The organism is Rugamonas sp. FW305-51, from assembly GCF_058786935.1.
Map to the genome: position 1 here is coordinate 12,163 of NZ_JBYSZG010000030.1, position 14,791 is coordinate 26,953.

At 67.5% G+C, this 14,791-nt stretch carries 12 protein-coding genes; 3 read left to right on the plus strand and 9 right to left on the minus strand.

What is annotated here, in order from left to right:
- Nucleotide 1: 1 nt before the first annotated feature.
- The 9 genes from tssG to AC3WOS_RS19245 form a co-directional block, all read right to left on the minus strand.
- On the minus strand, nt 2–1,018 hold the full coding sequence (tssG, locus tag AC3WOS_RS19205; protein WP_492717627.1) for a type VI secretion system baseplate subunit TssG: 1,017 nt from the start codon (nt 1,016–1,018) through the stop codon (nt 2–4).
- On the minus strand, nt 1,003–2,889 hold the full coding sequence (tssF, locus tag AC3WOS_RS19210) for a type VI secretion system baseplate subunit TssF (protein ID WP_492717628.1): 1,887 nt from the start codon (nt 2,887–2,889) through the stop codon (nt 1,003–1,005). The genes tssG and tssF overlap by 16 nt, the downstream gene beginning before the upstream one ends.
- Nucleotides 2,886–3,389: a type VI secretion system baseplate subunit TssE gene (gene tssE, locus AC3WOS_RS19215; protein WP_492717630.1), complete on the minus strand. Its 504-nt coding sequence runs from the start codon at nt 3,387–3,389 to the stop codon at nt 2,886–2,888. Before tssE ends, tssF begins: the two co-directional genes overlap by 4 nt.
- The gene (locus AC3WOS_RS19220; protein WP_492717632.1) at nt 3,382–4,197 is read right to left on the minus strand and encodes a type VI secretion system accessory protein TagJ; all 816 of its coding nucleotides are present in this window, start codon (nt 4,195–4,197) and stop codon (nt 3,382–3,384) included. Before AC3WOS_RS19220 ends, tssE begins: the two co-directional genes overlap by 8 nt.
- A gap of 82 nt (nt 4,198–4,279) precedes the next feature.
- A complete protein-coding gene (locus AC3WOS_RS19225; RefSeq protein WP_492717634.1) occupies nt 4,280–4,771 on the minus strand; it encodes an Hcp family type VI secretion system effector in 492 nt (163 codons plus the stop codon).
- A 108-nt stretch (nt 4,772–4,879) separates the two neighbouring features.
- Nucleotides 4,880–6,373: a type VI secretion system contractile sheath large subunit gene (gene tssC, locus AC3WOS_RS19230; protein WP_492717636.1), complete on the minus strand. Its 1,494-nt coding sequence runs from the start codon at nt 6,371–6,373 to the stop codon at nt 4,880–4,882.
- Between the two features lie 20 nt (nt 6,374–6,393).
- The gene (gene tssB / locus AC3WOS_RS19235; protein WP_492717638.1) at nt 6,394–6,894 is read right to left on the minus strand and encodes a type VI secretion system contractile sheath small subunit; all 501 of its coding nucleotides are present in this window, start codon (nt 6,892–6,894) and stop codon (nt 6,394–6,396) included.
- 86 nt (nt 6,895–6,980) lie between these two features.
- Nucleotides 6,981–8,027 carry a type VI secretion system protein TssA gene (tssA, locus tag AC3WOS_RS19240; RefSeq protein ID WP_492717640.1) on the minus strand — a complete coding sequence of 349 codons (1,047 nt, stop codon included), beginning with the start codon at nt 8,025–8,027 and terminating at the stop codon, nt 6,981–6,983.
- Between the two features lie 390 nt (nt 8,028–8,417).
- Nucleotides 8,418–9,191 (minus strand): serine/threonine-protein kinase, encoded by a 774-nt coding sequence (locus AC3WOS_RS19245; protein ID WP_492717642.1) that lies wholly within the window; start codon nt 9,189–9,191, stop codon nt 8,418–8,420.
- A 136-nt stretch (nt 9,192–9,327) separates the two neighbouring features.
- On the opposite strand from AC3WOS_RS19245, the gene AC3WOS_RS19250 reads away from it, so the two are divergent.
- The 3 genes from AC3WOS_RS19250 (at nt 9,328) to serB (ending at nt 14,778) form a co-directional block, all read left to right on the plus strand.
- Nucleotides 9,328–10,266: a 5'-nucleotidase gene (locus tag AC3WOS_RS19250; protein ID WP_492717644.1), complete on the plus strand. Its 939-nt coding sequence runs from the start codon at nt 9,328–9,330 to the stop codon at nt 10,264–10,266.
- Between the two features lie 186 nt (nt 10,267–10,452).
- The gene (gene mfd, locus AC3WOS_RS19255) at nt 10,453–13,896 is read left to right on the plus strand and encodes a transcription-repair coupling factor (RefSeq protein ID WP_492717646.1); all 3,444 of its coding nucleotides are present in this window, start codon (nt 10,453–10,455) and stop codon (nt 13,894–13,896) included.
- 39 nt (nt 13,897–13,935) lie between these two features.
- Nucleotides 13,936–14,778: a phosphoserine phosphatase SerB gene (gene serB, locus AC3WOS_RS19260; RefSeq protein ID WP_492717724.1), complete on the plus strand. Its 843-nt coding sequence runs from the start codon at nt 13,936–13,938 to the stop codon at nt 14,776–14,778.
- Nucleotides 14,779–14,791: the final 13 nt, after the last annotated feature.

Sequence of the window (14,791 nt, forward strand, 5' to 3'; positions counted from 1 at the left end):
CCTATAGGTGGGCACTGGGGTTGATGAGCAGATCGTCCGGATGGCGCGTGGCCGGTGCGCTCATGGGCCAGGTACTCCAGCCCAGCCGCGCGCCCGTCTCGCCGCCCCCCAGCCGCAGGGGCGGGATTTCGCCCTTGTCCAGGATCAGGCGCACGTCCCAGTCCAGCGCGCCGCCCACGTAATTGCGTACCCATGCCAGTAGCCGCTGCATGCTGTCGCCGCCGGGCAGCATGCGCCGGTAGTCGGCGTAGTTCAGCGGGCCGATCACGATGCGGAACTTGTTCTGGCTGTCCCATACCTTGCTGCCCAGGACCGTCGACACGCCGAGCCGGTTGCCGTCCCCCAGCCCGCCCAGGCGCGACTGCACCTCCGGCGGCAGCTTCATCCAGTGGCCCACGAACTGTTCGACCCGCACCGGCAACTTGAAATACTCGCGCAGGATGGACACCAGGCCGGACGCGGGCCGCGCATTGTTGGCCAGCAGGCCCGCGAAGTGCAGCTTGGCGAAGTCGCCCACGGCGTCGCGCTCGCGCAGCCCCGGCGCGCCGATGCCGAACATGCTGCCCACGAATTCGGCAAACCGGTCGGCGTCGGCCCGGTCCAGGTTCAGGGCCGGCTCGGCCTGGGCCCGGGCCCGGTAGAACAGCGACAGCAGCCGGTGATGGAATACGTCCAGGAAGGCCAGCAAGGTGCCATCGCCGCCGTTGCGCAGGCGGTCGCGCGTGTACTCGGTCAGGTGCAGCGGCAGCGGGCCGTTGGCGCCCAGCAGGCCGAAGAAGTTGACGGCCAGCCGCGCCCGCGCCTCGCCGCTGGCGCGCGTAAAGCGGCCCAGCGCCGTGGCGTGGAAGCACAGCGACGGGTCCTGGCCCAAGCGCACGGCGTCGTCGCGCGGGCGCAGCGAAGTGCCGATGCGGGGCCGCTCCGGGTGCGCCGCCTCGATCAGGCGCAGCACCTGGAAGAAATCCATGCGCGCCGAATGGGCCTCCAGCTGCAGCTCCACCTCTACAGGATCGCGCATACGCCTCCCGCCGCCGGCCAGCGCATGATGTCGCCCCGCGCCAGCGTCCTGACCACGGTCTCGGTGAACGAATTGATCGATACGTATTGCGTGAAGAAGTGACTGAGCACGGCGCCCAGCAGGAAGGCGCCCGTCCCCTCGAAGGCGGCGTCGTCCAGCGTGACCGTCACCTGCAGCCCGCGGCCGAAGGTGATGGGCCCGGGCGACGGCATGCGCCGCGTGACGGGGCTGGCCGTCACGGAGCGCACCCCTTCCACCTGGCGCTGGGCATTGAGGTCGCCCGCGTGGCAGTACAGGGCCAGCATCTCGCGCAGCGCCACGGCGCCCTGCTGGGGATCGCTGTCGGCCAGCGACAGGTAGTTGAGCGACAGGTGGTTGAGCAGGCGCCACGTCACGCTGCCCTCGGCGAACGAGGGATGGGGCGCGCTCGGCCCGGCCACGCAGCGCACGGCCGTCACCGGCGCGCCCGAATCGAGGATGAAGTCGGTCTTGCCCACGCCGATCGGCATGGACAGCGGCAGGTCGCGGTTGGTGCACCAGACGGACAGGCCCAGCTGGCGCAGGTCGCTGCGGTACGGCGCCTCGGCCGCGTCGACGATGGTGATGAACATCTCGCTGCCGATGTAGCTGGAACGGGGCCCCACCCGGCGCTGGCGCTGGGAGATGGTGCGCGGTTCGCGCCGCACCTGGTAGAACGCGCGCTCCTGGTGCAGGCTGCCGATGTCGCGCGCCGTGTAGAAGGCGCGGAAGGTCTGCTCGGCGTCCGGCCCGGTGCCGTAGCCCATCACCTCCTCGATCTGGTACACCTCGTAGTCCATGGGCCGGGTGCGGTCCACCAGCACGTGATGCTCGAGCTGTTCGCCCGAGACGTTGATGCGGTCGGCCCGGCGCTGGAACAGGTTGACGGCCGGCGTGCAGTTGAGCGCGAAATTGGAAGCGTCGAGCACCTGCTCCAGGTGGGGATCGGCCCGGTTGAGCAGGATCACCACCTCGCACTCTTCGCCGCCGCAGCGCGCCATGGCCTGGCGCAGGCCGCGCAATTGCAGGAACAGGAAGCGCTGCGGGAAGGCGAAATACTCCTGCAGCAGGCGGTAGCCCTGGAAGGTGCGCTTGCCGGCCGGGAGCAGCGCCTGGTCCTCGTCGAAGCCCATGGGCGCCAGCACGGACTTGGGCAGCAGCGTGTGCACCTGGCCCGCGCCCCGCATGCCCTGCGGCGGCTGCACCAGCACGCCCTCCACGCAGGCCAGCAGTTTTTCGTAGATACGCACCGGCATGTCGTCGCTGCCGCGCAGGTGCAGCACCAGGTTGTCCATGCCCAGCTCCGGCAACGGCACGCCGCCACTGGTGCGCAGGCGCAGCCGCAATCCGGCCTTGACGGCGGGCGGCAGCTGCAGGTCGCTGCCGGCCTGCACCCCGCTGTGGGTGTAGAACCTGGCCTCGGTCAGCTCCAGCGGCCACAATGTCACGTCGTGTCCCGTGCGGTATTCGCAGGCCGTGGTGTCGCCCTTGCCCAGCACGCTGCGCAGCGCACTGCCGCGCGGCACCATGTAGCCCTGCTTGAGACTGGGGTTGCTCAGGTCCGGCTGCAGCTGCACCACCGCCATCGACGGCGTGGGCGCCAGGAAGTGGGGGTAGACCAGCTCCGACAGGTGCTGGGTGAAGCGGGGGAACTCCGCGTCCAGCTTCATCTGCACCCGCGCCGTGAGGAAGCTGAAGCCTTCCAGCAGCCGCTCCACATAGGGGTCGGCGCACTCGAAGCCTTCCAGCCCCAGCCGCCCCGCCACTTTCGGATATTCACGGGCGAACTCGCCGCCCACTTCGCGCAGGTGCTGCAGCTCCTGGCTGTAATAGCGCAAGAATCGGGGATTCATCGCGGCGCTCCCGTCTCGCTCAGGTGGATGGCGGCCCGGTCCAGGTCCAGTTCCGTCTTCAGGTACAGCCGTTCCGGGTAGGGCTGGGCCCACATGTCGGCCTCGATCTCGAACATCACCTTGTTGCTGCCGGACTGGGAGGCGATGGCGCGCACCGCCACCGAAGCGCGCAGCAGGCGCGGCTCGAAGTCCCAGATGGCCTGGCGGATGCCCCGCTCCAGGTCCGACAGGTTCATGCCGGCCACGGACAGGCCGGAAATGTCGGGCATGCCGTAGTTGACCACGGAGCTGGCCACATGCGGCAGGCCGCCGCCCTCGGTGACGGAAAACAGGTTGGTGGCGTTGAGCAGCCAGGCCAGGTCGCGCAGCACGCTCTCGCGCAGCGTGCGCACGGACAGCACGCGCCGCTCGCGCGATTCCACCGTCTTGTCCGGCTCCTCGTCGGTCAGCCGGTCCAGCAGCGAGGGCTGCAGCCGTTCACGTGGCGCCAGTTCAGCCATGCTCGCCTTCCGGCTGGTCGTTGCCCTCGAAGACGACACTGCGCACATCCATCAGCGCGTATTCGCCGGCGTCGCTGGCCAGCAGGCGCTGGCCCAGGCCGTAGCCGCACAGCGGCCCCTGTTCGGCCCATTCCGTGCGCCGCGCCAGCAGCAGCGCGTCGTCGGCGCCGGCCCGGGTGTCGGCATAGCGGGTCGGGATCAGGCCCACGGTGGCGGCGCCGTTGGCCCAGGTGAAGCGGGCCGGGGTCCAGACCGCGTCGCGCAGGTCGGCCGGGGCGTCGCATTCGAAGTGGCTGATGCGCTGGAACGGGATCCAGAAATAGCGGCCGTTGACGATGGCCTCCAGCACGGGGCCCAGGCGCTGGTCGGCGTCGGCCAGCCAGGCGAACGGTTCGCCGTTGATGGTGCCGCCGCCGGCCGGCGCATCCTCGAAGGCCCGCGCGCGCGCCTCGGCGGCGCGCTGGTACTGCCCTTCGCCATCGAGCTTGAGCGCTTCCAGCAGCAGGGCCAGCCACGGCTGCGGCTGGCCGAACACCAGCGGCGCCCGTTTGCCGGCGAAGATCTCGCCGCGCAACGCTTCGCACTGGATGGCCTCGCGGTAGGTCTGCGCCATCGGCAGCGCGGCCGCATCCAGTTCGGCCGCCACGTTCAGCTGGGTCAGCGCACGGTTCCACTGCCCCATCACGGCCAGCAGCTGGAACAGGAAAATCCGGTATTTCGCATTCGATGCGTCCTTGCGCACCTGGTCCTGCAAGGCCGCCAGTGCGGCGTCGAGCCTGCCCTCGGCGATCAGCTGTTGCGCATCCATATGCCTGCTCTCCTCCGGCGCCTGGTGATCCGCGGTCGCTGCGGGAACGGGGCCGGCGCTGCCGCCCCCGCGCAACCGTCTTTTACTTGGTGATGTTACCGGCGATGTCGTAATGGAACTCGCCGCCGGAAGCCGTCACGCCCTTATCGTTCTGCAGGAAGTATTCGAACTTCACTTCCGCGAAGTTGAGCGAGATGTTTTCCGTCAGCCGGTCCTCGCCGCCGCTGCCGCCGGTGGAAACGGACGTCACCAGCACGTTGGTCAGGGTGATTTCCAGGTACTTCTGCTGGCCCTCGCCCGCCTTGCGCACCAGCAGCTTGGCGGTGGTGATGTGCGAGCCCTTGGCCAGGGCGCTGAGCAGCGCGGGCGAGGACTTGTCGAGATACTTGGTGATCGACAGGTCCTGGAAGCTGGCCTTGCCGGCGCCGCCGCCGCCGCCCATGTGGAACGAGCCGGAGTTGCTGGCGCCCCAGCTCCAGGCCAGCACGTCGATGTCGCCGGCCGCCTTTTGTGCCGAGTCCTTGGTTTCGCCCTTGATGGTGTCGCCTAGATTGAGGAACATGTCTACAGCCATTTTTGCTCTCCTTGTGTGGCCGGCCCAGCGGACCGGCATAGGTTGGAACTAACAATGCCGGGCGGGTGCTCCGCCCGGCGCAACAGCCTGCGATGCATGTGGGCGGCGTCAGGCGCCCTTACCCGATGGCAGCTTGGACACCAGCCGCAGCGACACCGTCAGCCCTTCGAGCTGGTAGTGCGGCCGCAGGAAGAACTTGGAGGTGTAGTAGCCCGGATTGCCCTCGACCTCCTCCAGCACCACCTCGGCGGCGGCCAGCGGCTTGCGCGCCTTGGTGCCTTCGCTGGAGTTGGCCGGGTCGCCGTCCACATACTTGTTGATCCAGTTGCTCAGCCAGCGCTCCATCTCGTCGCGCCCCTTGAAGGAGCCGATCTTGTCGCGCACGATGCACTTGAGGTAGTGCGCGAAGCGGCAGGTGGCAAACAGGTACGGCAGCCGCGCGGCCAGGTTGGCATTGGCGGTGGCGTCCGGATCGTCGTATTCGGCCGGCTTGTGCAGCGACTGGGCGCCGATGAAGGCGGCAAAGTCCGTGTTCTTCTTGTGCACCAGCGGCATGAAGCCGTTGGCCGCCAGCTCGGCCTCGCGCCGGTCCGAGATGGCGATCTCGGTCGGGCACTGCATGGCCACGCCGCCGTCGTCGGTGGGGAAGCTGTGCACCGGCAAGCCCTCGACCGCACCGCCGGACTCGATGCCGCGGATGCGCGAGCACCAGCCGTATTCCTTGAACGAGCGGTTGATGTTGACCGCCATCGCATAGGCCGCGTTGGCCCAGGTGTAGTTCTTGCTGCCGGGGGCCGAGGTATCCTCCTCGAAGTCGAACGCCTCCACCGGGTCGGTCTTGGCGCCGTAGGGCTGGCGCGCCAGGAAGCGCGGCATGGCCAGGCCCACGTAGCGTGCATCCTCGGACTCGCGGAACGAGCGCCAGGCGGCGTGCTCCGGGGTCTGGAAGATCTTGGTCAGGTCGCGCGGGTTGGACAGTTCCTGCCACGATTCCATCAGCATCACGGACGGCGCGGCGGCCGAGATGAACGGCGCGTGGGCGGCGGCGGCCACCTTGGCCATCGACGACAGCAGCTCGACGTCGGGCGCCGAGTTGTCGAAATAGTAGTCGGCCACGATGGAGCCGAACGGTTCGCCGCCGAACTGGCCGAACTCCTCCTCGTACATCTTCTTGAAGATGGGGCTCTGGTCCCAGGCCGTGCCCTTGTACTTCTTGAGCGTCTTGGCCAGGTCGTTCTTGGAGATGTTCATCACGCGGATCTTGAGCATCTCGTCCGTTTCCGTGTTGTTGACCAGGTGGTGCAGGCCGCGCCAGGCCCCTTCCACCTGCTGGAACTCGGGCGTGTGCAGGATCAGGTTGACCTGCTCGGTGAGCTTCTTGTCGAGCTGCGCGATCAAGCCTTCGATGGTGGCCAGCACGTCGCCCGACACCAGGTTGGTGCCCACCAGCGCCTGTTCGGCCAGGGTGCGCACGGCGTTTTCCACCGCTTCCTTGGCCTTGTCCGATTGCGGTTTGAATTCCTTCTGCAGCAGGCTGCTGAAATCGCTCATCTCGAGCGTGCCGGTCGCGCCTTGCTGCAATTCTGCTGTAGTCTCAGCCATGTCTATCCTCCTGGTGGTCTTTATTCTTGGGGCTTGGGCGCCGACGTCAGGGCCTGCATCAGGGCCGGCTCGTTGAGCAGCTTGGCGATCAGCTCCTCGGCGCCCGTCTTGCCGTCCATGTAGGTCAGCAGGTTGGAGAGCTGGCCGCGCGCCTCGAGCAGCTTGTTGAGCGAACCGACCTTGCGCGCGATGGCGGCCGGCGTGAAGTCGTCCATGCTCTCGAACGTCATGTCCACGCTCAGGTTGCCCTCGCCCGTGAGCGTGTTGGGCACCTGCACGGCCACCCGCGGCTTCATGGACTTGAGGCGCTCGTCGAAGTTGTCGACGTCGATCTCGAGGAACTTGCGGTCCGCCACCGGCGCCAGCGGATCGGCCGGCTGGCCCGACAGATCGGCCAGCACGCCCATCACGAAGGGCAGTTGCACGCTTTTCTCGGCGCCATAGACTTCGACGTCGTATTCGATCTGCACGCGCGGCGCGCGGTTGCGCGCGATGAATTTCTGGCTACTTTCTTTGCCCACGATAGACTCCTCCACGTTGATAAACACTGACCCGCATTCCGTTCCGCTCCCGCCGGCGCCGCGGCGCACGCCGGCAAGCTGCCCTGCTACTGCTCCGGCGTGTCGCGCGGACCGCTCACCACCAGCAATTGCGCGATGCCGTCGGGCGCCAGGTCTTCCAGCACCTCGAAGAAATTCTTGGGAACCAGCCGCCTGGCCCGGCCCAGCAGCAGCGGCACGGGACTGGCCGGCTCGTTCTGGGCGTAGTACTTGATGATCTTGTCGAGCATGCGCACCACGTCGGCCCGGCTGGCGATCTCGCCGCTGATGGCGGCCGGCGCGCGGGCCGCACCGTCGGCGGCCGGCGCGGCGGGGGCGCCCCCCGCGTCCTCGGCGGCCGGCGCGTCCGTTGCCACGGCCTCGGCGGCGCCGGAATTGGCAAAGTCGCGCGCGCGGCGCAGGTATCTGACCAGCGGGTCCAGGTTGAGCGCCTGGGCGCTGCCCACCTGACGCACCAGCAGGGTTTCGATATTGACGGCGCTCTCGTGGGCCTGGGTCAGGGCCGTGCGCAGCGCCTGCACCTGGTCCGGGTCGGCATCGCGCAGCGCCGCTTCGATGGACGACAGTTCGACCTTGGACTCGCCGTCCGGCGGCGGCACCTCGCCACTGGCGATTTCAAGCGTACGCAGGCTGACCGGGCCCAGCGCCGGCAGCACGATCAGCGGCGCCTCCTTCAGTTCGCGCAGCAAGGTGGCGCCGTCGGCCAGCACGGCCAGCGAATTGATGCGCAACATGGGATCGTTGTCGTCGTCGGGATCGAGCTGGGGATGGACGCTGTCCCAGCGCTGCACCAGCAGGCTTTCGATCAGGCGCAGGCCGTCGGCGCAGCCGGCCATGCCGTGCAGCGCCAGCTGGGCGCGCAGCATGGCCACGGCCAGCCGCAGGTCGCGGCTGCGCCCGAGCAGTTCGCCGGCCAGGCGCTGCACCAGTTTCCACTCGGGCGGCACGGCCGGCGTGATGGTGTCGCCGTACTGGACTTCGGGCTTGCCGAGCAAGGCCTGCTCGAGCTCAAGGAATCCGGCATCATATTCAAGATTGGGACCGCACGGCGACGCCGGGTCCACCTCCTGCAATAGCGCATCTATATTCACCATACCCATATCTATCCAGAACCTCGCGTCGACGACGTTAAGACTTTCAGAATGAAGCAGCGAAACAAAGACCGTACTACCGATACTGGCAAGACTGAAGCGGATACGAACGCTGCGCCGGACTGCTTGCCGGCGCATGAAGCTTGAAGCCTGAAGCTTGAAGGCGGGGTGACGCTGAAACTGGTGTGGCTGGGGTGCCTGTCAAGTTTTCAACAATGTGTTCGACTATACTAGAAAACCCAATAGATATCGGAAAAATAATTTTAGGTCGGGGCCGCTTTGAGCTGTGTCACCGTTGTAGAAACGTGACTCCCCCATCCAGGGCATGCCGCCCCGGCGGCCCACGCAGTTTTGCCGGGCCGTGCCGCCGTGCCGTGCTGCGGTGCAGCAAGCTCAGTCCGGCGGCAGGCTCGCCAGGGTGGCGGCAAATTGCCTTGCACTTTGGAAGCGCAGCGCCGGATCGCGCGCCAGCGCCCGCGCCAGCACGGCATCGTAACGCGGCCCCAGCGCCGGCCGCTGCCGGGATGGCGGCGGCAGCGGCGCCGCCAGCGCCTGCTGCACCACGGCACCGGCGTTGCCTTCGAACGGCAGGCGCCCCGTCAGCAGCTGGTACAGCACCACCCCGGCCCCGTACAGGTCGGCGCGCGCGTCGGCCGGCGCGCCGCGCATGCGCTCCGGCGCCATGTAGGCCGGGGTGCCGGCCGCGCTGCCGCCCTGCCCCTGCCTGGCGGCCAGGCCGAAGTCCGTCACCTTCAACAGCGCCGGCGCTGGGATCAGCAGGTTGGCCGGCGTGATGTCGCAGTGGATGATCCCGGCGTCATGCAGGTAGTCCAGGGCCGCCAGCAACTGGGCCATCCAGGCCAGCGCCTGCGCCAAAGGCGGCGTGCCCTCGGCCAGCACGGCCCGCAGCGCGCGGCCCGCCACCCATTCCAGCACCGAATATGGCTGGCCGTTGTCCGTGCCCGCGGCCAGCAGCGTGACCAGGTGGGGATGGTGGAGCCCCGCCAGCAGCGCGTCGGACGGGCTGCCCAGCTTGAGCAGCAGCGGCCGGCCGCTGCCGGGATCGTAGCCGGCAAACGTGGCGCGGCCGGCGCGCGCCGACAGCAGCGCCGTCACGGGATAGCCGCCTATGCTGGCCGGCAGCGATGGGGTAGCGCCTGGATTCATGGGATGGCGGGACGGGAATTTGTCCGCCCATGATACGCCAGAGCGATTCTGCTTTACACTTGGCTTTTTCGACAAGCTTGGGCGCGCACTGCCCCGCCCCGGCTGCGTCCAGCCAAGAACCGCCTAACGGAGCTCCATGGTTTATCCGATCCAGAACAAACTCGTCATCGGCATCGCCTCCAGCGCCCTGTTCGACCTGACCGACTCGCACCAGGTCTACCTGGAACAGGGCGAGGAAGCCTACCGCAAGTACCAGGAACAGCACCACGACGCCATCCTCGGCAAGGGGGTGGCCTTCCCCTTCATCCGCCGCTTCCTCGACATTAACAAGCAGTTCGCACGCCACCTGCCGGTGGAGGTGGTACTGTTCTCGCGCAATTCGCCGGAAACGGGCCTGCGCGTGATGCACTCCATCGCCCACTACGGGCTCGACATCACGCGCGCCTGCTTCGTCACCGGCAAGTCGGCCCATGCCTACCTGCCCGCCTTCAACACGGCCCTGTTCCTGAGCGCGAACGAGGACGACGTGCGCAGCGCGCTGGCGGCCAACCATCCGGCCGGGCTGGTGCTGCCCTCGCGCACGGAGGACGACGAGTCCGACGGCGAACTGCGGGTGGCCTTCGACTTCGACGGCGTGATCGCCGACGACGAGGCCGAAACCGTCTTCAAGCGCAACAACGACGTGGACGAATTCCACGCCCACGAACGGCGCCACGTGGCCACACCCCACCGTCCCGGCCCGCTGGCCGACCTGTTCCAGAAACTGGCCCTGATGCAGCGCATGGAGGAAAGGCAGCTGCGGCGCGACCCGAGCTACCGCAAAATACTGCGCATCGCCATCATCACGGCCCGCAACGCGCCCTCGCACGAACGGGTGGTGACCACGCTCAAGAGCTGGGGCGTGTCGGCCAACGAGACCTTCTTCCTGGGCGGGATGGAAAAGGCCCGCGTGCTGGAAGTGTTCAAACCCCATATCTTCTTCGACGACCAGCTCAGCCACCTCAAGTCGGCCGGCGGCACCATACCGATGGTGCATGTGCCGTTCGGCGTGGCCAACCTGCGCCAGCCGGACTGACGCGCGCCGCGCCGGCCACGCCGGTTCTGCCTGTTCGATCCGGCCTGTTCGATCCGGCCTGCGCAGCCCGCTCCGTGCGGCCCGGCCCGGGCCGGCGACGCCCCCTTGTGGCATCGTCTATAATGTGGCCAGCGGCATTGCCACTGTGGGCGGTGCGCCTAACCGTACTATTGTGTAGCAGCCTGCATGTCCTTCGACTTAAAAAAATCCCTTCCCAAGTCCGGCACCCGTTTCGCACTGCCCGCCCTGCATGGTTCGGCCGATGCCTACGCCCTGGCGCAGTGCGCGCTCGAACTCAAATCCCAGGGCCGCATGCTGGCCGTGGTGGTGGCCAACGCCAGCGACGGCCAGCGCCTGCTGGACGAGATCCCATGGTTTGCCGAAGGCCAGCTGCGCTGCCACCTGCTGCCGGACTGGGAAACGCTGCCCTACGACGCCTTCTCGCCGCACCAGGACCTGGTGTCCGAGCGCCTGGCCACGCTGCACGAGATCAGTTCCGGCCAGTGCGACGTGATGCTGGTCCCTGCCACCACGGCGCTGGTGCGCATGGCGCCGCCATCGTTCCTGGCCGGCTACACCTTCTTCTTCCAGCAGGGCGAAACGCTGGACGAAGCGCGCCTGAAGTCGCAACTGACCCTGGCCGGCTATGCCCACGTGGCCCAGGTCATGTCGCCCGGCGAATACTCGGTGCGCGGCGGCCTGCTCGACCTGTTCCCCATGGGTTCGGCCCTGCCCTACCGGCTCGACCTGTTCGGCGACACCATCGAATCGATCCGCACCTTCGACGCCGATACCCAGCGCTCGCTGTACCCGGTCAAGCAGGTGCGCCTGCTGCCGGGCCGCGAATTCCCGATGGACGACGCGGCCCGCACCACCTTCCGCAGCCGCTGGCGCGAGCAGTTCGAGGGCGACCCGTCGCGCTCCGTGGTCTACAAGGACATCAGCAGCGGCATCGCCTCGGCCGGCATCGAATACTACCTGCCGCTGTTCTTTGACGAGACGGCCACCCTGTTCGACTACCTGCCCGAAGGCGCCACCCTGGCCACGGTGGGCGACATCGACAGCGCCATCCAGCGCTTCTGGACCGACACCGGTTCGCGCTATCGCTTCCTGAAGGCCGACCGCGAACGCCCCATCCTGGCGCCGGAAGCGCTGTTCCTGTCGGACGAGCAGTTCTACACGCTGGCCAAGCCCTTCGGCCGCCTCGCCATCGCGCATGACGCCACCGCGCCCGCCTCCGAGCTGTCGGCGCCGGTGCCCAACATCGCCGTCAACCGCCACACGGAAGACCCGCTCACCAACCTGCGCGCCTACCTGCTGCAGGCCGGCCGGCGCGTGATGATCTGCGCCGAGTCCAACGGCCGGCGCGAAACGCTGCAGCAGTACTTCACCGAATTCGGCCTGGCCCTGACGCCGGTGGAAGGCTACCTGGGCTTCGCCACATCGGACGCCAAGCTGGCCCTGGGCGTAGCCCCGCTGCACGCCGGTTTCGAGCTGTCCACGCCCGATGAAAACCTGATCTTCATCACCGAGACGGAACTGTACGCCGGCTCCGGCCGCCGCGCAGGCAAGAAGAAGCAGGAAGGCGTGACCCAGGTCGAATCGATGGTGCGCGACCTGTCGGAACTGAAGATCGGCGACCCGGTGGTCCACATCAACCACGGCATCGGGCGCTACATGGGCCTGACCAGCATGGACCTGGGCGAAGGCGAGACCGAATTCCTGCACCTGGAATACGCCAAGGACACCAAGCTGTACGTGCCGGTATCGCAGCTGCACGTGATCTCGCGCTACTCGGGCGCCTCGCCGGAAGACGCGCCGCTGCACACGCTGGGCTCGGGCCAGTGGGAAAAGGCCAAGCGCAAGGCGGCCGAACAGGTGCGCGACACGGCCGCCGAGCTGCTCAACCTGTATGCCCGGCGCGCCCTGCGCCAGGGCCACGCCTTCGAATACTCGGCCCACGACTACGAGCGCTTCGCCGACAGCTTCGGCTTTGACGAGACGCCCGACCAGGCCGAAGCCATCAACAACGTCATCAAGGACATGACCTCGGGCAAGCCGATGGACCGCCTGGTGTGCGGCGACGTCGGCTTCGGCAAGACGGAAGTGGCATTGCGCGCCGCCTTCATCGCCGTCATGGGTGGCAAGCAGGTCGCCATTTTGGCGCCCACCACGCTGCTGGCCGAGCAGCATGCCCAGACCTTTGCCGACCGCTTCGCCGACTGGCCCGTGCGCATCGCCGAGATGTCGCGCTTCCGCACCGGCAAGGAGATCACGCAAGCGATCAAGGGCATGGCCGACGGCACGCTCGACATCGTCATCGGCACCCACAAGCTGCTGTCGGACGACGTCAAGTTCACCCGCCTGGGCCTGGTCATCATCGACGAGGAACACCGCTTCGGCGTGCGCCAGAAGGAAACGCTCAAGGCCCTGCGCGCCGAAGTGGACGTGCTGACGCTGACGGCCACGCCCATCCCGCGCACGCTGGGCATGGCGCTCGAAGGCTTGCGCGACTTCTCCGTGATCGCCACCGCGCCGCAAAAGCGCCTGGCCATCAAGACCTTCGTGCGCAGCGAGGGCGAGGCCATCATCCGCGAAGCCTGTTTGCGCGAGCTGAAACGGGGCGGCCAGGTCTACTTCCTGCACAACGAGGTGGAGACCATCCAGAACCGCATGGCCATGCTGACCGAGCTGCTGCCGGAGGCCCGTATCGCCGTGGCCCACGGCCAGATGCACGAACGCGACCTGGAAAAGGTGATGCGCGACTTCGTGGCGCAGCGCTTCAACATCCTGCTGTGCACCACCATCATCGAGACCGGCATCGACGTCCCCACGGCCAACACCATCATCATGCACCGCGCCGACAAGTTCGGCCTGGCGCAGCTGCACCAGCTACGCGGGCGCGTGGGCCGTTCGCACCACCAGGCCTACGCCTACCTGCTGGTGAACGACGTGCAGGGCCTGACCAAGCAGGCGCAGCGCCGGCTGGACGCGATCCAGCAGATGGAAGAACTGGGCAGCGGCTTCTACCTGGCCATGCACGACCTGGAAATCCGCGGCGCCGGCGAAGTGCTGGGCGACAGCCAGTCCGGCGAAATGACCGAGATCGGCTTCCAGCTCTACTCCGACATGCTCAACGAAGCCGTGCGCGCGCTCAAGAACGGCAAGGAGCCGGACCTGGCCGCGCCGCTCTCGTCCACCACCGAGATCAACCTGCACGTGCCGGCCCTGCTGCCGGCCGACTTCTGCGGCGACGTGCACGAACGCCTGTCGATCTACAAGCGCCTGGCCAACTGCGAGACGGCGGGCAAGGTCGACGACATGCAGGAAGAAATGATAGACCGCTTCGGCAAGCTACCCGACGCCGTGAAGGCGCTGGTGGAAACCCACCGCCTGCGCATCGCCGCCCGTACCGTGGGCATCGTCAAGATCGACGCCCACGGCGAGGCCGCCACGCTGCAATTCATGCCCAAGCCGCCTATCGACCCGATGCGCATCATTGAACTGATCCAGAAGAACCGCCAGATCAAGCTCAATGGCCAGGACAAGCTCAAGATCACGGCCACCATGCCGGACCTGGCCGCACGCGTCACCCACATCAAGAACGCCATCAAACAACTGACCGCCTAGCGGGAACGAACCGACTTTATGACGAACGCCAACACCTCCATGAACCTGGTCCTGCAAGGCCTGGACGACTGCAAGGCCCGCCTGGAGCGCATCGCCGCGCTGACCGCGCCCACCAACATCACCTGGCTGGGCGAACGCGCCCTGCGCTGCGAAGGCATCTCCTTCTCGCCCGCCCTGCGCCAGACGATAGAAGTGGCGGCCCACGCCGCCCAGCTCGACGCCACCTACATGGTCGGCATCCGCCACCTGAACGAATTCAAGCTGGTGGCGATGGACATGGATTCGACCTTCATCACCATCGAGTGCATCGACGAAATCGCCGACATGCAGGGCCTCAAGCCGCAGGTGGCGGCCATCACGGAAGCGGCCATGCGCGGCGAGCTCGATTTCGCCGCCAGCCTGACGCGCCGCGTGGCCCTGCTGGAAGGACTGGACGCGTCGGCGCTGGAACGCGTGTACGAAGAACGCCTGCGCCTGTCGCCCGGCGCCGAAACCATGCTCAAGGCGGTGCAGGCGGCCGGCCTGAAGACGCTGCTGGTGTCGGGCGGCTTCACCTTCTTCACCAGCCGGCTCAAGGAACGCATGGGCCTGGACTACACCCACGCCAACGAACTGGAAATCGTCGACGGCAAGCTGACGGGCAAGGTCATCGGCGGCATCGTCGACGCCGACGAAAAGAAGCGCACCGTGGAACGCGTGTGCGCCGGGCTCGGTATCATGCCGAGCCAGGCCATCGTCATGGGCGACGGCGCCAACGATCTGAAAATGATGGGCATCGCCGGCCTGTCCGTGGCCTTCCGCGCCAAGCCCGTGGTGCGCGAGCAAGCCAGCGTCGCGCTCAACTTCGTCGGCCTGGACGGCATCCTGCCGCTGCTGGCCTGATCGGGCCATTGCG